18 protein-coding genes are annotated in these 22,625 nt (G+C 74.5%); 15 read left to right on the top strand and 3 right to left on the bottom strand.

Annotated features, from left to right (window positions below):
• The first annotated feature begins 83 nt into the window (after positions 1–83).
• Genes QWY28_RS18715 through QWY28_RS18700 form a run of 4 tightly spaced genes read left to right on the top strand, consistent with a single transcriptional unit; the run spans position 84 to position 4,777 of the window.
• Complete coding sequence (locus QWY28_RS18715) at positions 84–1,292, top strand: hypothetical protein (RefSeq protein ID WP_300954113.1); 1,209 nt, start codon at positions 84–86, stop codon at positions 1,290–1,292.
• Positions 1,285–2,640, top strand: a complete 1,356-nt coding sequence (locus QWY28_RS18710) for an FAD-binding oxidoreductase (protein ID WP_300954112.1) — start codon at positions 1,285–1,287, stop codon at positions 2,638–2,640. Before QWY28_RS18715 ends, QWY28_RS18710 begins: the two co-directional genes overlap by 8 nt.
• Positions 2,640–3,443 (top strand): creatininase family protein, encoded by an 804-nt coding sequence (locus QWY28_RS18705; RefSeq protein WP_300954111.1) that lies wholly within the window; start codon positions 2,640–2,642, stop codon positions 3,441–3,443. The genes QWY28_RS18710 and QWY28_RS18705 overlap by 1 nt, the downstream gene beginning before the upstream one ends.
• A complete protein-coding gene (locus tag QWY28_RS18700) occupies positions 3,440–4,777 on the top strand; it encodes an amidohydrolase family protein (protein ID WP_300954110.1) in 1,338 nt (445 codons plus the stop codon). Before QWY28_RS18705 ends, QWY28_RS18700 begins: the two co-directional genes overlap by 4 nt.
• On the opposite strand, the gene QWY28_RS18695 is transcribed toward QWY28_RS18700, so the two are convergent.
• Positions 4,737–5,339: a helix-turn-helix domain-containing protein gene (locus QWY28_RS18695; protein ID WP_300954109.1), complete on the bottom strand. Its 603-nt coding sequence runs from the start codon at positions 5,337–5,339 to the stop codon at positions 4,737–4,739. The genes QWY28_RS18700 and QWY28_RS18695 overlap by 41 nt on opposite strands.
• A gap of 122 nt (positions 5,340–5,461) precedes the next feature.
• Between QWY28_RS18695 and QWY28_RS18690 the strand changes: the two genes are divergently transcribed.
• Positions 5,462–6,820 carry an FAD-binding oxidoreductase gene (locus tag QWY28_RS18690; protein ID WP_300954108.1) on the top strand — a complete coding sequence of 453 codons (1,359 nt, stop codon included), beginning with the start codon at positions 5,462–5,464 and terminating at the stop codon, positions 6,818–6,820.
• Positions 6,821–6,830: 10 nt separating this feature from the next.
• Here QWY28_RS18690 and QWY28_RS18685 read toward each other — a convergent pair whose 3' ends face one another.
• Positions 6,831–7,856 (bottom strand): methylenetetrahydrofolate reductase C-terminal domain-containing protein, encoded by a 1,026-nt coding sequence (locus QWY28_RS18685; protein WP_300954107.1) that lies wholly within the window; start codon positions 7,854–7,856, stop codon positions 6,831–6,833.
• Between the two features lie 14 nt (positions 7,857–7,870).
• Positions 7,871–8,356 carry a hypothetical protein gene (locus QWY28_RS18680; protein ID WP_300954106.1) on the bottom strand — a complete coding sequence of 162 codons (486 nt, stop codon included), beginning with the start codon at positions 8,354–8,356 and terminating at the stop codon, positions 7,871–7,873.
• Positions 8,357–8,488: 132 nt separating this feature from the next.
• Here QWY28_RS18680 and QWY28_RS18675 point away from each other — a divergent pair, with 132 nt between their 5' ends.
• From QWY28_RS18675 to secA, 10 genes are all read left to right on the top strand, one after another.
• Entirely contained in the window at positions 8,489–9,094 is a 606-nt protein-coding gene (locus QWY28_RS18675; RefSeq protein ID WP_300954104.1) for a cyclodeaminase/cyclohydrolase family protein, read from the top strand.
• 92 nt (positions 9,095–9,186) lie between these two features.
• The gene (gene ahcY, locus QWY28_RS18670; RefSeq protein WP_439117269.1) at positions 9,187–10,635 is read left to right on the top strand and encodes an adenosylhomocysteinase; all 1,449 of its coding nucleotides are present in this window, start codon (positions 9,187–9,189) and stop codon (positions 10,633–10,635) included.
• A 117-nt stretch (positions 10,636–10,752) separates the two neighbouring features.
• A complete protein-coding gene (gene mtrA, locus QWY28_RS18665; protein ID WP_300954102.1) occupies positions 10,753–11,466 on the top strand; it encodes an MtrAB system response regulator MtrA in 714 nt (237 codons plus the stop codon).
• Complete coding sequence (gene mtrB / locus QWY28_RS18660; RefSeq protein WP_439117267.1) at positions 11,435–13,105, top strand: MtrAB system histidine kinase MtrB; 1,671 nt, start codon at positions 11,435–11,437, stop codon at positions 13,103–13,105. The genes mtrA and mtrB overlap by 32 nt, the downstream gene beginning before the upstream one ends.
• Complete coding sequence (locus QWY28_RS18655; RefSeq protein WP_300954101.1) at positions 13,102–14,850, top strand: LpqB family beta-propeller domain-containing protein; 1,749 nt, start codon at positions 13,102–13,104, stop codon at positions 14,848–14,850. Before mtrB ends, QWY28_RS18655 begins: the two co-directional genes overlap by 4 nt.
• Positions 14,851–14,913: 63 nt before the next feature.
• A complete protein-coding gene (locus QWY28_RS18650) occupies positions 14,914–15,639 on the top strand; it encodes a ComF family protein (protein ID WP_300954099.1) in 726 nt (241 codons plus the stop codon).
• 470 nt (positions 15,640–16,109) lie between these two features.
• A complete protein-coding gene (hpf, locus tag QWY28_RS18645) occupies positions 16,110–16,757 on the top strand; it encodes a ribosome hibernation-promoting factor, HPF/YfiA family (RefSeq protein ID WP_300954098.1) in 648 nt (215 codons plus the stop codon).
• A 140-nt stretch (positions 16,758–16,897) separates the two neighbouring features.
• Positions 16,898–17,590, top strand: coding sequence for a response regulator (locus tag QWY28_RS18640; protein ID WP_300954097.1), 693 nt, complete (start codon positions 16,898–16,900; stop codon positions 17,588–17,590).
• 588 nt (positions 17,591–18,178) lie between these two features.
• Positions 18,179–19,393, top strand: coding sequence for a winged helix-turn-helix domain-containing protein (locus QWY28_RS18635; RefSeq protein WP_439117268.1), 1,215 nt, complete (start codon positions 18,179–18,181; stop codon positions 19,391–19,393).
• A gap of 73 nt (positions 19,394–19,466) precedes the next feature.
• The gene (gene secA / locus QWY28_RS18630) at positions 19,467–22,289 is read left to right on the top strand and encodes a preprotein translocase subunit SecA (protein WP_300954095.1); all 2,823 of its coding nucleotides are present in this window, start codon (positions 19,467–19,469) and stop codon (positions 22,287–22,289) included.
• The last annotated feature ends 336 nt before the right edge of the window (positions 22,290–22,625 follow it).

The raw sequence follows: 22,625 nt of genomic DNA, 5'->3' as shown, positions 1-22,625 counted from the left end.
CGCCCGGTGCGCACCCGCGCCACCACCGCAACGCCCACCACCACCACCGCACGCCCCTGCCCGAACGATCTGGGAGTCATGCCATGTACCGAAGGTCCCGCACCGCCGCCCTCGCCACCGTCGCCGTCCTGTCCCTCGCCCTCGCCGCCTGCGGCGACGACGGCGGGTCGGCCTCCGAGGGCGGCGCGTCCGCCGACGGCGCGGCCGACACCGGCAGCGCCCTCGACCTCGCCGACGTGTGCCCCGCGACCGTGGTGATGCAGCAGGACTGGCAGCCGGAGGCCGAGCACGGGGCGATGTACCACCTCGTCGGCGAGGGCTACACCGTCGACACCGACAAGAAGACGGTGACCGGCCCGCTGGTCGCCGAGGGCGTGGACACCGGTGTCGACATCGAGGTCCGCTCCGGCGGGCCGGCGGTGAACTTCCAGCCGGTGCCGGCGCTGATGTACCTCGACAAGGACATCCTCGTCGGGGCGGTCAACACCGACGCGGCCATCGCGGCCCCCGACCAGCCGACCGTCGCGCTGACCTCGCAGCTGACCAACAGCCCGCAGGTGCTCATGTGGGACCCGGAGAGCCAGGACGGCGCGGAGACCATCGAGGAGGCCGCGGCCGACGGCGACCCGATCGTCACCGCCGGCGAGCTCATCCCCGGCCTGCTCGCCTCGAAGGGGATCATCGACCCCGCGCAGTCCGACCAGTCCTACGAGGGCACGCCGCAGCGCTTCGTCTCCGACCCCACGATCCTCCAGCAGGGCTTCGCCACCGCCGAGCCCTACGTCTACGAGGAGGAGATCCCGCAGTGGGGCAAGCCGGTGGGCTTCCAGCTGCTCTCCGAGGTCGGCTACAGCATCTACCCCGAGCCGCTCGCGGTCCGTGCGGACGACGTCGAGGCCGAGGCCGACTGCCTGGAGAAGCTCGTCCCGATCATGCAGCAGTCCCAGATCGACTACCTCGAGGACCCCGGCCACGCCAACGCCGTGATCGTGGACATCGTCGAGCAGTACCAGACCGGCTGGACCTACTCCGAGGGCGTCGCCGAGTTCGCCGCCGAGCAGATGAAGGCGCTCGACATCGTCACCGACGACCCGGCCTCCGGCGTCTTCGGCAAGCTCGACCCCGAGCGGATGCAGCAGATCGTCGACACCTTCGTGCCGATCCTCGTCGAGGCCGGCACCCTCAAGAACGACGACGTCGACCCGGAGTCGCTCTACACCAACGAGTTCATCGACGAGTCGATCTCGCTCGGCTCCGGCGGCACGGGCGGCTCGGGTGACTCGGGTGAGTGACGCGACGAGCACCCGCGAGCGCACGCTCGACGTCGTCACCGAGGTCGCGCGACGCCTCGGCGCCGACCGGGTCACCACCGACCCCGAGACGCTGCTGAAGAACTCCTCGGACTGGTCGCGGATGTCGCCGGTCCTGGAGGAGAAGGTCCCCCGAGGGCGGTACGTCGCCGACGCCGTGGTCCGCCCGCGGACCCCCGAGGAGGTGGCCGACGTCCTCGCCCTGGCCCACGCCGCCGACGTACCCGTCACCCCGCGCGGCTCCGGCACCGGCAACTACGGCCAGGCCACCCCGTTCGACGGCGGGATCGTGCTCGACCTGCGCCGGCTCGACCGGATCGAGGTGCTCGAGGGCGAGGGCGTCCTCGCGGGCGCCGGCGCGCTGCTGTCCAAGATCGACCGGGCCGCCCGCGCGGCCGGCCGCGACATCTGGGTCTTCCCCTCCACCAAGGCCTCGACGGTGGGCGGCTTCGTGGCCGGCGGCAGCGCCGGTACCGGCACCATCGAGCACGGCACCACCACCGACGGCTTCGTCCGGGCCCTGACCGTGGCGCCGATGGACGGCAGCGGCCGGCTGCTCCACCTGCGCGGGGAGGACGCGCTGCCCTACGTCCACGCCTACGGGGTGACCGGGATCGTGGTCGAGGTCGAGGTGGCCACCGAGCCGGCCCGGGAGTGGACCGCGGTCTACGCGGCGTTCGACTCCTGGGCGGCGATGGCCCACGTCCACCGCAGCCTGCTCGACCTGCCGGTGCTCCCGCGGCTGGCCAGCGGCGACGAGCCGGCGCTGGTGCCCAGCCTGCCCGCGAGCGTCGACCTCGACCCCGGACGGTTCAGCCTGCGGGTCATCGCCGAGGCCTCCACGGTCGCCGAGGTCGAGCGACGCGTCGCGGACGCGGGCGGCGACGTGGTGGCCGTGCTCGACGACTACGCCTCCTGCGACCGGCTCTCGGGGATGTCCTACAACCACCCCGTGCTGTTCCTGCAGCGCGCCCACCCGGACCGCACGTGGTTCCACATGGAGACCGGCGGCGAGATCTACTGGACCGACCCGGACGCCGTGCGCGCGGTCTACCCCGGCGACGTCCACCTGCACCTGGAGCTGATGGGCCGCGGACCCCTGGCGATGGTGGTCGCGGACTACCACGACGAGGCCGGGGTGCTGGCCGGCATGGAGGCGATGGAGACGCTCGGGATGACCGTCCACTCCCCGCACCAGTGGTACGTCGACCGCAACGTCGACCTCGCGGTCCGCACCGCCCGCGAGACCGACCCCAAGGGGCTGCTCAACCCCGGGAAGCTGGTGCCCGACCACGTCGTCCCCACCCGCGTGAACGTGGGCGTCCGATGATGCCGGTCCCCCCGCGGGCCCCCCGCTTCGTCGACCTGACCGCGCCTGCGATCGCCGCGCTGCCCGCCGACACCGTGGCGGTCCTGCCGCTCGGGGCGATCGAGCAGCACGGGCCGCACCTGCCGGTCTCCACCGACTTCGTCATCGCCACCGAGGCCGCCGAGGCGGCGGTCGCCGCGGCCGCCCAGCGCGGCCACGCCTCGGTGGTCCTGCTGGAGGGGCTGGCCTACACCAAGTCCGACGAGCACGCCTGGTCGCCGGGCACGATCTGGCTCTCGTGGGACACCCTGATGCGGGTGCTGGTCGACATCGGCCGCTCGCTGCAGACCTCGGGGATCACCCGCCTGCTGTTCGTCAACGGCCACGGCGGCAACTCCGCGCTCGGCCAGGTGGCCAACCGCGAGCTGCGCCGGCGCTTCGGGCTGCAGACGTTCTTCGCGCACCTCTCGCTCCCGGCCGACCAGGGCGGCACGTCCTCCCGCGAGGACGAGCTCGGCATGGGCATCCACGGCGGGCACGGCGAGACCTCGCTGATGCTGCACCTGCGGCCGGACCTGGTGCACCTCGAGCACGCCGGCCGGCGGGTGCCGGAGGCGCTGACGGCGTACCGCCACATCGGCTTCGGCAAGCCGGTCTCCTTCGGCTGGCTCTCCGACGACTTCGGGCCGGACGGCTACATCGGCGACGCGACCGGCGCCGACGCCGACGCGGGCAAGGCGCGGTTCGAGGCGGCCGTCGGCACGCTGGTGGAGGTCATCGAGGAGGCGGCGCGCTTCGAGGTGCCCCGGTCCTCCGCGCCGTGAGCGCGCTGCTGGTCACCGGCGCACGGGCGGTCGTCGAGGACCCGGCCGAGGCCGGCTCCGTCGAGCGCGGCGGCGACGTCCTGGTGGTGGACGGCCGGGTCGGCGGGGGAGCGGTGCCCGACGGCACCGAGGTGCTCGACGCGTCCGGCTGCGTGGTCACCCCGGGCCTGGTCAACGCCCACCACCACCTGCTGCAGTCGGCGTTCCGCACGCTGCCGGGCACGCGCGGGGTGCCGATGGCGACCTGGCTGCCGACCATGGCCGCGGCGTACGACGCAGCCGTGGTCGATCCCGGCCTGGTCGCCGCAGCGGCGCGCGTGGGGGTCGCGGAGGGCCTGCTCTGCGGGGTCACGACCGTGGCCGACCACCACCTCACCTGGCCGGCCGGCTGCTCGCCGGAGGACTCGGTGCACCTCGCCCGCGCGGCGGCGGACGCGGCCGCGGGGCTCGGCGGGCGGCTGGTGTTCGTCCGCGGCGCCGCCCGCGACGACCCCGAGACGGCCGCCCGCAGCGCCGACCTCGTCGCGGGGGCGCTGGTCGGCGACGCCCCCGGCGGGGTGTCGCCCGACGGGATGCTGCAGGTCGCCGTCGGTCCGGCCGGGGTGCACTCCGACCCCGAGGCGACGTTCCGCCTCCTCGGCGAGGTCGCCGCGCGGCGCGGGCTGCGCCGGCGCACCCAGGCGGGGGAGCAGGTCGACGTCGCCGTCGCGGCCGAGCGCCACGGGCGGCGTCCGCTCGACCTGCTCGAGGAGTGGGGCTGGCTCGCGCCCGACGTCACCCTGGCCCACCTCTGCGGCGTCACCGCCGACGAGGTGGCGCGGCTGGCGGCCGCTGGGGTCAGCGCCACGCACGCGCCGGGCTGCGACCTGCCGATGGGCTGGGGGATCGCTCCGGTCGCGGCGCTGCGTGCCGCCGGCGTGGAGGTGGGGCTCGGGACGAGCGGGGGCGGCAGCAACGACGCCGGCCACCTGCTGGCCGACGCCCGGCTGGCGATGCAGGTCGCGCCGCTGGTCGGCCCGCCGCTCGCGGCCCGCGAGGTGCTCGCGATGGCCACGACCGGGTCCGCCGCCGGCCTCGGCCGCGCCGAGCTCGGCACCCTGCGCCCGGGCGCCCCCGGCGACCTGTGCGTCTGGAACGTCTCCGGGGTGGCCGACGCCGGTGTCGCCGACCCCGTCGCGGGGCTGCTGTGGGCCGCGCCCGGCCGCCGGCCGCGGCACGTCGTGGTCGGCGGGCGCGTGGTCGTGCGCGACGGCCGCCTCGTCACCGCCGACGAGCGGGAGCTCGTCGAGGCGCTCAGCCGGCGGACGGCCCCTCGGGTCGCCGCTGCTCCTTGACGACGAGCAGCCGGTACGCCGCGCCGTCGGCGCTCGCCCATCGGTGCGGCGTGCCGCCGGCCACGTACACCGAGTCGGCCGGCTCGAGCACCTCCGCGACCCCATCGAGCTCGACGTGCACCCGGCCGGCCACGACGTAGAGGAACTCGTCCTCGTCGTGGGTCCAGTGGTCGGTCAGCTCGGTGGACGCGCCGGCGTACTCCATCGGGATGAACGGGTGGTCCGCCCCGTGCACCAGCGCGCGCACCCTCCCGCCGGAGGCGTCCGCGGCGGCCTCCTCCGAGCGCCGGCGCACCCGCCCGCCGTCGGGCGCGACGCTCTGCGCCAGCAGGGTCTGCTGGTCGGTCCCGAGCGTGCGCGCGATGCGGAACAGCGAGGACATGCTCGGGCGGGCCAGGCCGCGCTCGATCTGGCTGATGAAGGGGTGCGACAGGTCGGCCGCCGACGCCAGCTGCACGATCGTCATGCCCTGCGCCTTGCGCAGGTCGCGGATCCGCGCGCCGAGGCGCTGCACGGACCGGTCCAGGGCCCGGTCGGCGCCCGGCGAGGTCTGCGTCGACATGGCCGCCAATCTAGACCGGCGCCCGTGTCGGGACCGTGTCGTCCGCGTTGCGACCGGCCGACGTAACACGGGACGCCGGCCGGTGTCACCGGCCCGTCACGAGGCCCGCCGAGCATGACGGCATGTCGATGTGGTCAACATTGCGGCGCGGCGAGCCGGGGTACGACGAGGCGCGGCGCGGGCTGTCCGCCTCGGCCGTCGTGCCCGACCTGCACCCGCGGACCGTCGTGCGCGTCGGTGCCGGCCGGGAAGGCGGTCAGGGAGCCGAGGGCGTCCGGGCGGCGCTCGCCGCCGCCGAGCGGGAGGGCCTGCGGGTGACCGTGCGCAGCGGCGGCCACAGCGCCTCCTTCGCAGCCCTGCGCAACGACGTGGTCGCGATCGACGTGCGCGCGCTCGACGGCGTCGAGGTCGACCCGGTCGCCGGGACGGCCGTCGTCGGCCCCGGCACCACCTCGCTGGCGGCCGCCCGCGCGCTGCACGGGACGGGCTGGTCGTTCCCGGTCGGGCACCGCGCGACCGTCGGGCTCGGCGGGTTCCTGCTCGCCGGCGGGAACGGCTGGAACCACGGCGTGTGGGGCAGCGCCTGCGAGAGCGTCCTCGGCGCGGACGTCGTGCTCGCCGACGGCCGGCTCGTCCACCTCGACGCGGCCGACCCGGCGGCGTACGCCGCCCTGCGCGGGGCCGGCCCCGGCTTCCCCGGCGTGGTCACCGCGTTCCACCTGCGGCTGTGGCCCGAGCAGCGGGTGCAACGCCGGATCCTGTCGTTCCCAGCCGCGCGGGCCGCGGAGGTCGGCGCCTGGGCCGACCACCTCGCCGCGGTGATCGACCCGGCGGTCGAGCTGACCCTGTTCCTCGCGCCGCCGGACTCCCCGATGCACCCCGACCTCGACGAGCCGGCGCTCACCGTCGCCGCCACGGCGTACGCCGACGACCCGGCTGCCACGGAGGCGCTGCTCGCACCGGTCGACGAGACGCTGCCGCCCGGCGCGGTCGTCGTGCTCGCCGGCCCCAGCGACATCCCGACGATGGTCGAGACCGAGACCGCCCCGCCGGGTCTCGGCGTCGTGGCCCAGCAGGCGTGGACGACCGAGGGGTACGCCGCCGTGCTGCCCGACCTCGCCGCGACGATGACCCGCTGCCCCTCGCCATGGAGCAGCATCCTGGTCAGCTCCTCCTCCTATCGGCGCGCGGCGCCGCCGGCCACCGACACCGCCTACCTCCCGCTCGGCACGCTCACCGTCGCGGCGTACTCCAACTGGCGCCCCGGCGACCGCGACGAGGACAACCGCCGCTGGGCCGGCGACGCCGTGGAGGCGATCGGGTCGCGGTGGAGCGGCCACTACGTCGGTGAGCTCGACCTGCTGCGCCGTCCCGACCGGCTGGCCGCCTGCTTCCCGGGGGGCGGGCTGGCGCGGATCGACGAGGTACGCCGCCGGCTCGACCCCGCGGGCCGGTTCGCCGACTTCCCGGGCCGGTGCTGAGGTGGTGCCGCTAGGACCCGCCGCCGAGCTCGCGGGTCACCGTCGCGAGGGCTCGTGCGAAGGCGACCTCGCGTCCGGGCCCGGCACCGCCCGCGACCACCACCCCCGCGACGCCGGACGCACCGAGCAGGCGCGTGCCGAGCTCGACCGCCACCTGCACCCCCACGACCTCGGGGTCACGCGCCTCGAGCACCCGCTCGACGTACCCCTCCGGCAGCACGGCGGCCGCGAAGTCCGCCAGCAGCAGCGCCCCGGCCCGGTCGACGACCAGCGGGACCCCGGGCAGCACGGGGACGGGCGCCCCCGCGGCCGCCGCGGTCGCGGCGGCGAACGCCTCGACGTCCTCGACCTCGCCGCAGTACTGCAACCAGCACAGCCGGCCCCCGGCCCGCACCTTCTCGGCTACCCGCGCGGGCCGGTGCCGCACCGGAGGCGCGGCGGGGCTCTCGGCGAAGGAAGTCAGCAGCCCGGCCCGCCGGGCGCGGGGGAGCAGCGTGGTGGCCTCGAGGTCGAAGACGGGCGTCGCGTCGGGCCGGTCGCCGGAGCCGGTGTGGTCGCCGGTCACGCAGTGCACGCCGGCGACCCCGACCTCGCGCAGCGACGCCAGCTCCCGGTCGAGGGCGTCGCGGTCACGGTCGCGGCAGTTCACGCCGGACCACACGCGCAGGCCCTCGGCGGCCATGAGCCGGGCGCGGTAGGCCGGCGGGAACTGGACCCGGGCGCGCCCCGAGTCGCCGGCCAGCACGCAGTCGGTCGAGCCCCGCAGCGCCTCCGCGCACGCGCGGACCGAGTCGCGGCTCATCGGCGCCGCCGGGAACCCGGACACGACGAGCGGCCGCCGGGCCATCACCTCCAGCACCTCCCGCCCGGCCCGGGTGCGGGGCTCCTCGAGCGGCGTGCCGTCGCCGGACCACCGGACCGGCAGCGGCCGGGGCAGGAACACGCACGGCTCCGGCGCGACCTCGCAGCCGCCGTCGGCACCGACCCCGCCGCAGGGTCCGTAGGTCATCCGCTTGGGGCACGCGGCGGTGCCCACGGCGCCCACCCCGCTCACAGGGCCACCGCGCGGGGCCGGTCGGGCGTCCCGACGAGCAGCCCGCACGCGCCCGCCCGCCGCCAGCGCTCCGGCTCGCCCACCGGTCCGGCCACCAGCACCACGAGCCCGGCGTACGTCGCCAGCCGGGCCACCTCGATCGGGGCCAGGTCGAGCACCCGCCCCGGAGGCGGGTCGGCGTCGACCACCACGGCCGCGACGTCGAGGTCGGCCAGCGCCGCCAGGTCGCCCTCGACCGCGACCCGGTTCCGGTCGTGCACGGCGATCCGGCACCAGACGTCCTCGCCGGCCTCGCGGGCCTCCGCGGCGCGGAGGACGACGGTCGGCCCGGTCGGCGGCGGCCCGTCCCCGAGCAGCACGGCCGGTGCGGGCGGCCGCCCCTCGGCGAGCGCGCCCGCGAGCGCGGCGGCCCGCGGGCGGCGGCTGCCCGGACGCAGCCGGTCCTCGACCGGGGCGTCGCCCCGCAGCGGCCACGTCGGCACGGCGCCTCCTCGTCCCCGGACCGGTGCCCGGCTGGGCGTCACGCTAGGAGCGGTGTGTTTCGCCGGCGTGACGGCTCGGGTGCCGGCCGACCCCCTCGGGCGCCGACCCCGAGGAACGACGCAGGAGGACCGATGACCGACGAGGGCCTGGCCACCTGGCTGGGACGGCTGGCGACGGCCGGCCCCGACCCGGGCGGGGGCGCCGCGGCGGCGGTGATGCTCGGGCTGGGCGCGGCGCTGGCCGAGATGGTGGCGGGCTACCCGGCGCGACCGGGCGCGGAGCCGGTGACCGACGTCGGCCCGGCCGCCCGCGGCCTCCGGGACCGCGCGCTCGACCTGGTGGCCCGCGACGCCGCGGCGTCGGCCCGGCTGGTCGCCGCGTGGCGCTCGGGCGGCGCGGACCTCGCCGACGCCGCGGTCGCCGCGGCCGGCACCAGCGCCGAGGTCGTCGACGTCGCGACCGACGCCGTGCCGCTGCTGGCGCGGCTGCTCACCGACGGCAACCCGCCGCTGGTCGCCGACGTGGCGGTCGCCGCGGCCGCGCTGGCCGCCGCCGCGCGGTCCGGCGCGGTCAACCTCGCCGGCAACCTCGGCACGGCCGCCGAGGCGGGCGCGGACGACGCGGTGCTCGCCCCGCTGCGCCGGCGGCTGGGGGACGCGGTCGCGGCCGGCGTACGCCTCGACGACCTGCACGCGCGCGCCGCCGCCGCGGCGGCGGCCCCCGACGAGCGCCCCTGAGCCCCGCGGGAGCGGGGGTCGCGAGGATTGCCGCCTCGGCGCGCCTGCGTCCTACTCTCGAGGAGATGTCCACCGCACTCCCAGGAGCACCCATGGACCACAAGGTCGCCGACCTCAGCCTGGCCGACTTCGGCCGCACCGAGATCCAGCTCGCCGAGCACGAGATGCCCGGCCTGATGGCCATGCGCGAGCGGTACGCCGCGGAGCAGCCCCTGGCGGGCGCGCGCATCGCCGGCTCCCTGCACATGACCATCCAGACCGCGGTGCTCATCGAGACGCTCGTCGCGCTCGGTGCCGAGGTGCGGTGGGCGTCGTGCAACATCTTCTCCACCCAGGACCACGCGGCGGCCGCCATCGCGGTGGGCCCGAACGGCACCCCCGAGGACCCCCAGGGCGTCCCGGTCTTCGCCTGGAAGGGCGAGACCCTCGAGGAGTACTGGTGGTGCACCCAGCAGATCCTGCAGTGGCCCGACGTGGACGGCGAGAAGCGCTTCGCCAACATGATCCTCGACGACGGCGGCGACGCCACCCTCTTCGTCCACCTCGGCGTCGAGGCGGAGAAGAAGGGTGAGGCGCCGGACCCGGCGACCGCCACCAGCACCGAGCAGCGGATCATCTTCGAGGCGCTGAACAAGTCCCTGGCCGAGAGCCAGGACCGCTGGACCCAGATCGCCGCGGAGATCAAGGGCGTCACCGAGGAGACCACCACCGGTGTGCTCCGCCTCTACGACATGATGCGCGAGGGCTCGCTCCTCGTCCCGGCGATCAACGTCAACGACTCGGTCACCAAGTCGAAGTTCGACAACAAGTACGGCTGCCGCCACTCGCTCATCGACGGCATCAACCGCGCCACCGACGTCCTCATGGGCGGCAAGGTCGCGGTGGTCTGCGGCTACGGCGACGTCGGCAAGGGCTGCGCGGAGTCGCTGCGCGGCCAGGGCGCCCGCGTCATCGTCACCGAGATCGACCCGATCTGCGCGCTGCAGGCGGCCATGGACGGCTACCAGGTCTCCACCCTCGACGAGGTCGTCGAGACCGCCGACATCATCATCACGGCGACCGGCAACAAGGACGTCGTGACGCTGGACCAGATGCGTCGCATGAAGCAGAACGCGATCCTCGGCAACATCGGCCACTTCGACAACGAGATCGACATGGCCGGCCTCGAGACCTACCCCGGCGTCGTCCGCAAGAACGTCAAGCCGCAGGTCGACGTATGGACCTTCCCCGAGGGCGAGGGCAACGCGATCATCGTGCTGTCCGAGGGCCGCCTGATGAACCTCGGCAACGCCACCGGCCACCCGTCGTTCGTCATGTCGAACTCCTTCACCAACCAGGTGCTGGCCCAGATCGAGCTGTTCACCAAGCCCGAGGAGTACCCGGTCGGCGTCTACGTGCTGCCCAAGCACCTCGACGAGGAGGTCGCCCGCCTCCACCTCGACGCCCTCGGCGTCAAGCTCACCACCCTGTCGGACTCGCAGGCCGCCTACCTCGGCGTCGACGTCGCGGGCCCCTACAAGTCCGACCAGTACCGCTACTGACACCCGGCACGCGGGCCGCCCGACCGGACGGCCCGAGGTGCCAGCGGCAGGACCACGGCAGCAGCCCCCGGCTCGAGGAGTCGGGGGCTGCTGCGTCGTGCTGGCAGGATTGAGGTCATGAGCCAGTCCGGCACCGCGAACGACCTCACCGCGAAGGGGCGGATCCTCGTCGTCGACGACGACGCGTCCCTGGCGGAGATGCTCACCATCGTGCTGCGCCAGGAGGGCTTCGACAGCCGGATGGTCACCCGCGGCGACGAGGCGCTCCCGGCCTTCCGCGACTACCGGCCCGACCTCGTGCTCCTCGACCTGATGCTGCCCGGCCGCGACGGCATCGACGTGTGCAAGGAGATCCGCGCCGAGTCCGGCGTGCCGATCGTGATGCTCACCGCCAAGGGCGACACCGTCGACGTCGTCGTCGGCCTGGAGTCCGGTGCCGACGACTACGTCGTGAAGCCGTTCAAGCCCAAGGAGCTCATCGCCCGCATCCGCGCCCGGGTGCGCCGCTTCGACGCGACCTCGCAGGCCGAGACGCTCACCATCGGCGACCTGGTCATCGACGTGGCCGGCCACGCGGTGGCCCGTGGCGGCCAGCCGATCAGCCTGACCCCGCTCGAGTTCGACCTGCTCGTGGCGCTGGCCCGCAAGCCGTGGCAGGTCTTCAGCCGCGAGGTGCTGCTGGAGCAGGTGTGGGGCTACCGCCACGCCGCCGACACCCGGCTGGTCAACGTGCACGTCCAGCGGCTGCGCTCCAAGGTCGAGCACGACCCCGAGAACCCCGAGATCGTGGTGACCGTCCGTGGCGTCGGGTACAAGGCCGGCAACGCCTGAGCGCGGCCCGTCGGCCCGGCGCAGCATCGGGACCACCGTCCGACGCGGCCTGACGTTCTGGCGCCGGTCCATCCAGGCCCGGGTGGTCGCCTCCACCCTGGTGCTCTCCGCGGTCGTGGTGAGCGTCGTCGGGTGGTTCCTGCTGCAGCAGACCCGCGACGGGCTGCTGGAGAACCGCGTCGACGCGGTCGTCGCGGAGGCCGACAACGAGTCCGCGGAGGCCCTCGAGCGGCTGGTCGCGGTGCCCGGCACCGAGACCGACGCCAGCACCCAGGCCTCCGAGCTGGCCATCCCGATCATCGCCCGCGGCCAGACCCGCGGCTTCGACGTCGTCCTCGGCGGCCCGGACAGCAGCGAGACCGGGCTGGCGGCCGGCGGCAGCGTCTACACGCCGGGGCTCGACACCTCCAGCGTGCCGCGGTCGCTGCTCGACCACTTCGCCGCGAGCAGCGACACGGCTTGGACCTACGCGCCGATCCGGACCGTCGCCGAGGACGGCAGCGTGGCCTCCGAGCCCGGGATCGTGGTCGGCTCCCAGGTGCGGCTGCCCTCCGACGGCCGGGCCCGGACGCTCTACTTCCTCTTCCCGCTCGAGGAGGAGCGCGAGACCCTCGCGCTGGTCACCCGGGCGCTGCTGACCGCCGGTGGCCTGCTGCTCGTCCTGGTCGCGGGCATGACCTGGTTGGTCACCCGCCAGGTCGTCACCCCGATCCGGGCCGCCCGCCGCGTCGCCGAGCGGCTGGCCGCCGGCCGGCTCCAGGAGCGCGTGCGGGTCTCCGGCGAGGACGACCTGGCCCGCCTCGCGCTGTCGTTCAACCAGATGGCCAGCAACCTGCAGCGCCAGATCCGCCAGCTCGAGGAGCTCAGCCGGGTGCAGCGCCGGTTCGTCTCCGACGTCTCCCACGAGCTGCGCACGCCGCTCACCACCGTCCGGATGGCGGGCGACGTCCTCTTCGACGCGCGGGCCGACTTCGACCCCGTGACCGCCCGCGCGGCCGAGCTGCTGCAGACCGAGCTGGACCGGTTCGAGACGCTGCTGGTCGACCTGCTCGAGATCAGCCGCTTCGACGCCGGCGCCGCGGTCCTCGAGCTCGACGACGTCAACCTCGTCGACGTCGCCCACCGGGTCGTCGAGCGCAACCGCCCGCTCGCCGAGCAGCGCGGCGTCAGCCTGGTCGTCCGTGCGCCGGCCCGGCCGTGCCTCGCGGAGGCCGACGTACGTCGCGTGGAGCGCATCGTGCGCAACCTGGTCACCAACGCCATCGACCACGCCGGCCCGCCGGAGCGCGGCCGCTCCCGCGTCGTCGTCCACGTCGCCGGCGACGACCACGCGGCCGCGATCGCCGTCCGCGACTACGGCGTGGGGCTGGCACCGGGGGAGTCCGCGCTGGTCTTCAACCGGTTCTGGCGCGCCGACCCCGCCCGCGCCCGCACCAGCGGCGGCACCGGCCTCGGGCTGTCGATCTCGCTGGAGGACACCCACCTGCACGGCGGCTGGCTGCAGGCCTGGGGCCGGCCCGACGAGGGCGCGCAGTTCCGCGTCACCCTCCCGCGCCGCGCCGGGACCCCGCTGCGGCAGAGCCCGCTGCCGCTGGTGCCCGCCGACGCCCGCGAGCGGCTCGCGGGGGCGACGTCGTGACCCGCCTGCGGTCCACCGCCGCGCTGCTGGCGCTGCTGGGCGTCCTCGCCGGCGCGACCGGCTGCGTGTCGCTGCCCGAGGACGGTCCCGTGGTCGAGACCGGGGCCCGCTCCGGTGACGCCCAGGAGGCGGGGGAGTACTACTTCGACCCGCCGCCCCCGCCCGACGGGGCCTCCCCGGCGGAGGTCGTCGACCGGTTCCTCGACGCGATGACGGCCTTCCCGATCACCACCTCGGTGGCCCGGCAGTACCTCACGCCGGACTTCCAGGAGTCCTGGAGCCCCAAGGACGGGATCATCACCTACGACGACTTCCTGCCCCCGCGCGGCAGCTCGCGGGTGTCGGTGAGCCTGGTGGGCGCCGCGCGCCTCGACGGCACCGGCCGGTGGCGCGGGCCGCTGCCGGCGTACGACGAGATCCTGTCCTTCCCCGTCGAGCTGGTCGACGAGCAGTACCGCATCGCCTCGGCGCCCGACGCCCTGGTCGTGCCGCAGTCGTGGTTCGAGCAGCGCTACCAGCGGGTCGCGCTGTACTTCTTCGACCCCAACGCTCGCGTCCTCGTGCCGGAGCCGGCGTTCGTGCCGCGCGGCGACCAGCTGGTCAGCAACCTGGTCTCCGCGCTGCTCGGCGGGCCCGGGCCCGAGCTCTCCCGCGTCGCGACGACGTTCCTGCCGGCCGGGTCGAGCGTGGAGCTCTCCGTGCCGGTCGGTGACGTCGTCGACATCGCCATCGACGCCTCGGGGTCCGCGCCGGCGCCGACCGACGAGGCGGTCCGCCTGATCGTCGCCCAGCTGGCCTGGACGCTGCGCCAGGTGCCGACCATCGAGCGGTTCCGGGTCTCCATCGACGGCCGGCCGGTGCAGCTGCCCGGCGGGGTCACGGAGTTCGGGGTGGACGAGGGCGCGGAGTACGACCCGGCGGGCTACCAGGCGACCGGGCGGCTCTACGGCCTGCGCGACGGCCTGCTCGTCTCCGGCGCCCCGGACGCCCTCGACCCCACCGACGGGCCGTTCGGCACCCGCGACGCGGGCATCCGGTCCTTCGCGGTCGACCTCTCCGGCACCACCGCGGCCGCGGTGACCGCGAGCGGCGGCTCGGTCCTGCGGGCACCGGTGCGCGGCGTGGAGGAGACCACCATGCCGCTCGTCAGCGGCGCCACCGACCTGCTGCCCCCGGCCTGGGACGTCAGCGGCCGGCTGTGGCTGGTCGACCGCACGCCGCAGGGCGCCCGGGTGTCCACGGTCACCGGCGACGAGGACCCGGTGGCGTTGCGGGTGCCCGGCATCAGCGGCTCCGACGTCCGCTCCTTCATCGTCTCCCGCGACGGCTCGCGCGTCGTCGCGGTCGTGCGGACCTCGTCCGGCGACCAGGTCCGGGTCAGCCGTGTCCGCTACGACCAGAACCGCCTGCTGTCGGCCTCCGCGTCCCAGCGGCTGCGGTGGGACGGCGGCGAGGACGTCCGCGTCCGCGACCTCGGCTGGCGCAGCCCCACCTCGGTCGCGGTGCTGCACCGGCTCGCCGACGAGCTCTTCGAGGTCCGCACCCTCTCGGTCGACGGCGCCCCAGCGGGCGCGGAGTCGGCGGCCACCACGCTGCGCGGGCGGTACGTCGGCCTCGCCGGCACCCCGGTCGCCAGCGGCACCGTCTGGGCGGTGACCCGCACCGGCCTGGTCGACGTCTCCTCCCAGAACCGCGACGTCGTCGCGCTGCCCGCCGGCGTCGCAGCGGTGCGGTACGTCGGCTGAGGCTCCTCCACAGGCCGGCCCGGCCCGGTTGCCCGGCGGCGCCCCGCCCGGGAGGCTCGACGGGTGGGGACGGGAAGCCTGCTCGACGCCACCGCCGACCTGCTGCTCGGCGGCCGCTGCGCGGGCTGCGAGCGCCCGGGGCGGGTGCTGTGCGGCGACTGCCGGGCCGGGCTGCCCGACGAGGCCGCGCCCGCGTGGCCGAACCCGACGCCGGCCGGCCTGGTCGAGCCGTGGGCGGCGGCGGCGTACGACGGTGTCGTGCGGAGCCTCGTGCTGGGGCTCAAGGAGCGCCGCCTGCTCGGCCTGCGGCACCCGCTGGCCGACCTGCTCGCCGGCGCCGCCGGGGCGGCCGCCGCGGCCCGGGTGCCGAGCGGACCGGTCGTGCTCGTGCCGGTGCCGTCGCGGCCGGTGACGGTGCGCCAGCGCGGCCACGACCCGACGTACGCCGTGACGGCGGGCGCCGCGGCCCGGCTGCGGGCCGCGGGGTTCGACGCGGTGGCCCTCCGGCTCCTGCGCACCCGGCCCGGTGTCGTCGACCAGGCCGGGCTCGACGCGGCCGGCCGGGCCGCCAACCTCGCCGGCTCGATGACCTGCCCCGACGCCGCCCTGCGGCGGCTGCGTCGACGCCGCTCGCACGCCTCGGTCGTGGTGTGCGACGACGTCCTGACCACCGGCGCGACCGCGCGGGAGGCGCAGCGCGCGCTGCAGGCGGTCGGCCTGCACGTGGCGGCCGTCGCCGCAGTCGCCGCGACACGCCGGCGATTCCCGCCGGAGGCGACCGAGGGGTGACCGGACCGGTGGCCGGTGGGGCAGGGGTCCTCTTCCCGTGACTTGGGCCACGGTCTAACGTCTGTGCATGGAGTCCGTCCGGGTCCGTGGTTGCACCGTCTCGGTGCGGGTCCCGACGAGGGCCCGGACCGGTCGGCTAGCCGATGCCAGTCGCAGGCGAAACGGTCCACGTAAGACGTCGTCCGGGGCGCTGCCCCGGGTGCGTCGATCACGGTGCGGCTTAGAGGTAAGACCTGCCTCGCCCCGGTCACCAGATGTGGCCGACGGCGGGAGAGGGCCGGTAGTGGCGGAGAAGCTGCGGAAGCCCCAGCAGGCGGTTGTGGGGTCGAAGACCAGGTCGGCCGGACGGACTCCTCCCACGCGTGCCACGTCCGGCGCGCCCACCCGGGCGCACCGGTCGTGCATGTCGCGCTGCCCGCAGGAGGGCGCGCGAGAGGGCTGAAGCAACCAACTGTCACCAGGAGGTAGACATGGAAGTTGTCGTCACAGGTCGCCACTGCGAGATCTCGGACCGGTTCCGGGAGCACGCGGCGGACAAGCTGTCCCGGCTGGAGAAGCACGACCACCGCATCATGCGGGTGCACGTCGAGGTCGACTGCGAGCCGAACCCGCGCCAGCACGACCGGGCGGTCCACGTCGAGCTCACCGCGTTCTCCAAGGGCCCGGTGATCCGGGCCGAGGCCGCCGCCGACGACAAGATGGGAGCCCTGGACGTCGCCGTCGACAAGATGGCCGCGCAGATGCGCCGCGCCTCCGACCGCCGACGCGTGCACCGCGGCCAGAAGACCCCGGTCTCGGTCGGCCAGGCGCTGGCCGACGTGGAGGTCGACGGCCTGGTCGACGGCTCGGCCGGCGTCGCGGACGCCGCCGAGCCCGAGGAGACCCTCGAGCGCAAGGTCGGACCGATCGCCGTCATGGGCGACGGGCCCCTGGTCGTCCGCGAGAAGACGCACCCCGCCAGTCCCATGACGCTCGACCAGGCCCTCTACGAGATGGAGCTGGTCGGCCACGACTTCTACCTGTTCGTCGACAAGGAGAGCGAGCGGCCCTCGGTGGTCTACCGGCGCCGCGGCTACGACTACGGCGTGATCTCGCTGGACCTCGGGGCGGAGGGCTAGCCCCACGGCGCGCGACGCGCACGGCGTACGGCGGGGTGGTCCGGACGGGCCACCCCGCTGCCGTGTCCGGGTACGTCCGGGCCACCAGACCACCACCCGGACGCGGCCCACCCCCGGCCCACCCGTGCCATGATGCCCCGGTGGCGGAACAGAGCACGGACGCAGCCGGCGCGGCCGCGGAACCGATCCGGGTGCTGGTGGTCGACGACCAGGAGCTCTTCCGACGGGGACTGACGATGCTGCTCACCGTCGAGGAGGGCATCGAGGTCGTCGGCGAGGCCGGCGACGGCATCGAGGGCACCACCCTCGCCTCGAGTGCCGCGCCCGACGTGGTGCTGCTCGACATCCGGATGCCCAAGCGCACCGGCATCGAGGCGTGCCGCGCGATCAAGGAGGCCGTCCCCTCGGCCAAGATCATCATGCTGACGGTCTCCGACGAGGAGGCCGACCTCTACGAGGCGGTCAAGTCCGGCGCCTCGGGCTACCTGCTCAAGGACTCCTCGATCGAGGAGGTCGCCCAGGCGGTTCGCGTGGTCGCCGACGGCCAGTCGCTGATCAGCCCCTCGATGGCGGTCAAGCTGATCGACGAGTTCAAGCAGATGTCGCGCCCCGAGCGCGAGCACGTCCCCGGCCTGCGGCTGACCGAGCGCGAGCTCGAGGTGCTGCGGCTGGTGGCCAAGGGGATGAACAACCGCGAGATCGCCAAGGACCTGTTCATCTCCGAGAACACCGTCAAGAACCACGTCCGCAACATCCTCGAGAAGCTGCAGCTGCACTCCCGGATGGAGGCCGTGATGTACGCCGTCAAGGAGAAGCTGCTGGACCTGCCGTAGACCGTCCGAGGAACGAGGACGGTCGACGAGCAGCAGGGAAGGTCGAGCAGGCCGCGCGACCGAGGAACGAGGTCGCGACCGGCCGGTCGAGACCCGGTGGGAGCGACGCCGACCGCAACCCCGCCTGCGTCGGGCTGCGGCGGGCGGGTGGTCGGCTCCCGCGTCGCTCTGCGGCCGCGCGCTTGGTCCTCGCTCCGGCCCGCCAGGCCCGACCACGACCGGGCCTGCCCGCCCGTCGTCCGCCTCCGGCCCCGCCCTGCGCGGCGTACCCCTCCCGCTGCTCGGCCTCCGGCGCGGCGGCGGCCGGGGGAGAGGTGTCCTGCCACCCGTGAGGCCGGCCGGGCCAGCTCCGGCGGGTGTCGCCCGAGTCGTGTGCCCGGCGACGCGCCGGCCCGCGTCCTGGGGCACACGACCCGACCCCGTGGTGCGTGCCGGCCCCCGTTGCCCCACGAGTCACACCGGTCACGCGATCGACGCGACTCCTGCACCTACCAGGGGAGATCTGCCCCGATATGTGCAGGAGTCCCCGGTGAACCGGGGACTCCTGCAGCGCTGCCGGTCCGGACGACGTCGGCGGGCGGGCCTAGCCTGCCTCCCGTGACCGAGCACCTCTCCCGGGCGCAGGCGCGCCGCGTGGCGCTGGCGGCGCAGGGCTTCCTCGACCCGCGGCACACCGCTCCGACGATGCGGACCTTCGCGCGGACGCTCGAGCGCACCGGCGTGCTCCAGGTCGACTCGGTCAACGTGCTGCAGCGGGCGCACTACGTGCCGCTCTACTCCCGGATGGGGCCCTACGACACCGGCCTGCTGCAGCGGGCGGCGGAGCGGCGGCCGCGGCGGGTGGTGGAGTACTGGGCGCACGTGCAGGCGTTCATGCCGGTGGAGCTGTGGCCGCACATGCAGCACCGGATGACGGCCTACCGCGAGGCCCGCGGCAAGTGGTGGCGCGGCGTCCCCGAGGAGCTCAGCGCCTCGCTGCTCGCCGAGGTCCGCGCGCGTGGCGCGTCGACGGCCCGGCAGCTCGACGACGGGGCGCCGCGGCGCAAGGACCACTGGGGCTGGAACTGGTCGGAGGCCCGCAAGGCGCTCGACCTGCTCTACATGACCGGTGACCTCGCGATCGCCGGCCGGACGCCGTCGTTCGAGCCGGTGTACGACGTGCCCGAGCGGGTGCTGCCGCCGGAGGTCCTGGCGCTCCCCACCCCGTCGCCGGAGGAGGCCGCCCGCGAGCTGGTCCGCCGGGCCGCCCGCTCGCACGGGGTGGCGACCGCGCCGTGCCTGCGCGACTACTACCGGATGGGCGTCGAGGAGACCCGGCGGGCGGTGGGTGAGCTGGTCGAGGCCGGCGAGCTGCTCCCCGCCCGCGTCGAGGGGTGGGACCGGCCGGCGTACCTCCACCGCGACGCGCGGCGCCCCCGCCGGGTCGACGCCCGCGCGCTGCTGAGCCCCTTCGACCCGGTCGTGTGGGAGCGCGAGCGCACCGAGCGGCTCTTCGGGTTCCGCTACCGCATCGAGATCTACGTGCCGGCCGAGAAGCGGGTGCACGGCTACTACGTGCTGCCGTTCCTGCTCGGCGACCGGCTGGTCGCCCGCGTGGACCTCAAGGCGGACCGCGCGGCCCGCCGGCTCCTCGTGCGCGGGGCGTACGCCGAGCCCGACGCGCCGCCGCAGACGGCGCCCGAGCTCGTGGTCGAGCTCCGCCGGCTGGCCGGCTGGCTGGGGCTCGACGCCGACGAGCCGGTCGTGGTCGAGCCCCGCGGCGACCTCGCGCCGCCCCTCGAGGATCTGCTCCGTTCCGGTTAGGGACGGCTCGACCCGCTCGGTAGAGTGGCGGCGCCGCCCGTTCGGCTTCCCACCGCTTAGGAGTTGTACCCCCGTGCCCGTGATCCTCGACAAGCTCCTCCGCATCGGCGAGGGCAAGATCCTGCGCCAGCTGGAGACCATCGCCAAGGCCGTCAACGCCATCGAGGACGACTTCGTCGCGATGACCGACGAGCAGCTCCAGGCGATGACCGGCGAGCTGAAGCAGCGCCACGAGAACGGGGAGTCGCTCGACGACCTGATGCCGGAGGCCTTCGCGACGGTCCGCGAGGCCGCCAAGCGCGTCATCGGCCAGCGCCACTACGACGTCCAGGTCATGGGTGGCGCGGCGCTGCACCTCGGCAACATCGCCGAGATGAAGACCGGTGAGGGCAAGACGCTGGTCGCGACCCTGCCGTCGTACCTCAATGCCCTGTCGGGCAAGGGCGTCCACGTCGTCACCGTCAACGACTACCTGGCCAAGTACCAGGCCGAGATGATGGGCCGCATCCACGCCTTCCTCGGGCTGACGACCGGCGTGATCCTGCCGGAGATGCGCCCGGCCGAGCGGCGCGCGGCGTACGCCTGCGACATCACCTACGGCACCAACAACGAGCTCGGCTTCGACTACCTGCGCGACAACATGGCCTCCGCCCTGGAGGACTGCGTCCAGCGCGGCCACAACTTCGCCGTCGTCGACGAGGTCGACTCGATCCTCATCGACGAGGCCCGGACCCCGCTGATCATCAGCGGTCCGACCCAGGACGAGGTCAAGTGGTACGCCGAGTTCGCCAAGATCGCGCGCAAGCTGCAGAAGGACGTCGACTACGAGGTCGACGAGAAGAAGCGAACCATCTCGGTCCTCGAGCCGGGCATCACCAAGGTGGAGGACCACCTCGGCATCGAGAACCTCTACGAGTCGGTCAACACCTCGCTCATCTCCTTCATGAACAACTGCGTGAAGGCCAAGGAGCTGTTCCGCCGCGACAAGGAGTACGTCGTCCAGGGCGGCGAGGTCCTGATCGTCGACGAGCACACCGGCCGCATGCTGGCCGGCCGTCGCTACAACGACGGCCTGCACCAGGCGATCGAGGCCAAGGAGGGCGTGCAGGTCCGCGAGGAGTACCAGACCCTCGCCACCGTCACGCTGCAGAACTACTTCCGCCTCTACGAGAAGCTCTCCGGCATGACCGGCACGGCGATGACCGAGGCCAGCGAGTTCGACAAGATCTACAAGCTCGGCGTGGTCCCGATCCCGACCAACAAGCCGATGGCCCGCATCGACCAGCCCGACCTCGTCTACCGGACCGAGGAGGCGAAGTACGACGCGGTCGTGGAGGACATCGCCGCGCGCAACGAGAAGGGCCAGCCGATCCTCGTCGGCACCGTCTCGGTCGAGAAGTCCGAGCACCTCTCCGAGAAGCTCAAGCGCCGCGGCATCCCGCACACCGTCCTGAACGCCAAGGTCCACGCCGACGAGGCCAAGATCGTCGCGATGGCCGGTCACAAGGGCGCGGTCACCGTGGCCACCAACATGGCCGGTCGAGGCACCGACATCATGCTCGGTGGCTCCGTGGAGTTCCTCGCCGACCAGGAGCTGCGCAAGCGCGGCCTGGAGCCGGCCGGGGAGACCGCGGAGGAGTACGACGCCGCGTGGCCCGAGACCCTCGAGCGGATCAAGGCCCAGGTCGGGAACGAGCACGACGAGGTCAAGGAGCTCGGCGGCCTCTACGTCATCGGCACCGAGCGGCACGAGTCCCGCCGCATCGACAACCAGCTGCGGGGTCGCTCCGGCCGTCAGGGCGACCCGGGCGAGTCCCGGTTCTACCTCTCGCTGCAGGACGAGCTCATGCGGCTGTTCAAGTCCGAGTGGGTCGACCGGGTCCTCCAGGTCCTGAAGATCCCCGACGACGTCCCGATCGAGAACAAGCGGGTCACGAACGCGATCGCCAACGCCCAGGGCCAGGTCGAGTCGCAGAACTTCGAGTCCCGCAAGAACGTCCTGAAGTACGACGACGTCATGGACCGCCAGCGCAAGGTGATCTACACCGAGCGTCGCGCGGTCCTCGAGGGCGCGGACCTGCAGCAGCAGATCCGGACCTTCATCGACGACGTCGTCGAGGGGTACGTCGCCGGCTCGCTCGCCGACTTCGCCGAGGAGTGGGACCTCGAGCAGCTGTGGACCGACCTCGGTCAGCTGTGGCCGATCTCCCTCGACCACGAGCAGGTGGCGGCCGACGCCGGCGGCAAGGCCGTCCTCGACCGCGACGACCTGGTCAAGCTGCTCCGCGAGGACGCCCACGCGGCGTACGACCGGCGCGAGGCGGAGAACGGCGCCGAGGTCATGCGCGAGCTCGAGCGGCGCGTCCTGCTCTCGGTGCTCGACCGCAAGTGGCGCGAGCACCTCTACGAGATGGACTACCTGCGCGAGGGCATCTACCTGCGGGCCTACTCCCAGCGCGACCCGCTCGTGGAGTACCAGCGCGAGGGCTTCGACATGTTCGCCGCGATGATGGACGGGATCAAGGAGGAGGCCGTCGGCTTCCTGTTCAACCTCGAGGTCCAGGTCGAGGAGGAGCCGGCGCCGACGCTGTCGGTCGCCGAGGGTCTGCAGTCCCCGGTCGGCCAGGTCGGCGGTGCCGCCGCGGTCGCCGAGCCGCACGCCCCGCAGATCCGCGCCAAGGGCCTCGACGCCCCGTCGCGGCCGCAGCAGCTGGCCTACTCTGCCCCGACGGTCGACGGCGAGGCCGAGGTGGCCACCCGCGTCGAGCAGGAGGAGGACGAGTTCGCCGGCACCGGCCGCAACACCAAGTGCCCCTGCGGCTCGGGCAAGAAGTTCAAGCAGTGCCACGGCGCCCCGGGTGGCCCCACCGGCCACACCACCCGCGTCAACGGCTGACCTCCAACCACCGCCGGACGCCGGCTCGGTCCCTCGGGACCGGGCCGGCGTCCTGCGTCGGTCGAGCAGCGAGCCCTGGCGAGCGTCCGTCTGCGTCGGTCGAGCAGCGAGCCTTGGCGAGCGTCCGTCTCCGTCGGTCGAGCAGCGAGCCCTGGCGAGCGTCCGTCTCCGTCGGTCGAGCAGCGAGCCTTGGCGAGCGTCCGTCTCCGTCGGTCGAGCAGCGAGCCTTGGCGAGCGTCGTCGAGACCCGGTGAGCGTTCCTACGGCCCTGCGCCGGTCACCGGGTCTCGACCCCGCCGTGGGGGGCCCGGGGCAGGGGCGCCGGCGGGGCGCCGG

The organism is Nocardioides oceani, assembly GCF_030412965.1.
Taxonomy (GTDB): Bacteria; Actinomycetota; Actinomycetes; order Propionibacteriales; family Nocardioidaceae; genus Nocardioides; species Nocardioides oceani.
The sequence above is the reverse complement of the archived record's forward strand: the minus strand, read 5'-3'. Positions and strand labels throughout refer to the sequence as shown.

Excerpts from the sequence above, each read along its gene's own strand:
- hpf (WP_300954098.1), top strand. The coding sequence starts at position 16,110 with ATGGAAGTTGTCGTCACAGGTCGCCACTGCGAGATCTCGGACCGGTTC.
- QWY28_RS18715 (WP_300954113.1), top strand. The coding sequence starts at position 84 with ATGTACCGAAGGTCCCGCACCGCCGCCCTCGCCACCGTCGCCGTCCTG.
- QWY28_RS18705 (WP_300954111.1), top strand. The coding sequence starts at position 2,640 with ATGCCGGTCCCCCCGCGGGCCCCCCGCTTCGTCGACCTGACCGCGCCT.
- QWY28_RS18690 (WP_300954108.1), top strand. The coding sequence starts at position 5,462 with ATGTCGATGTGGTCAACATTGCGGCGCGGCGAGCCGGGGTACGACGAG.
- QWY28_RS18695 (WP_300954109.1), bottom strand. The coding sequence starts at position 5,339 with ATGTCGACGCAGACCTCGCCGGGCGCCGACCGGGCCCTGGACCGGTCC.
- ahcY (WP_439117269.1), top strand. The coding sequence starts at position 9,187 with ATGGACCACAAGGTCGCCGACCTCAGCCTGGCCGACTTCGGCCGCACC.
- QWY28_RS18675 (WP_300954104.1), top strand. The coding sequence starts at position 8,489 with ATGACCGACGAGGGCCTGGCCACCTGGCTGGGACGGCTGGCGACGGCC.
- mtrA (WP_300954102.1), top strand. The coding sequence starts at position 10,753 with ATGAGCCAGTCCGGCACCGCGAACGACCTCACCGCGAAGGGGCGGATC.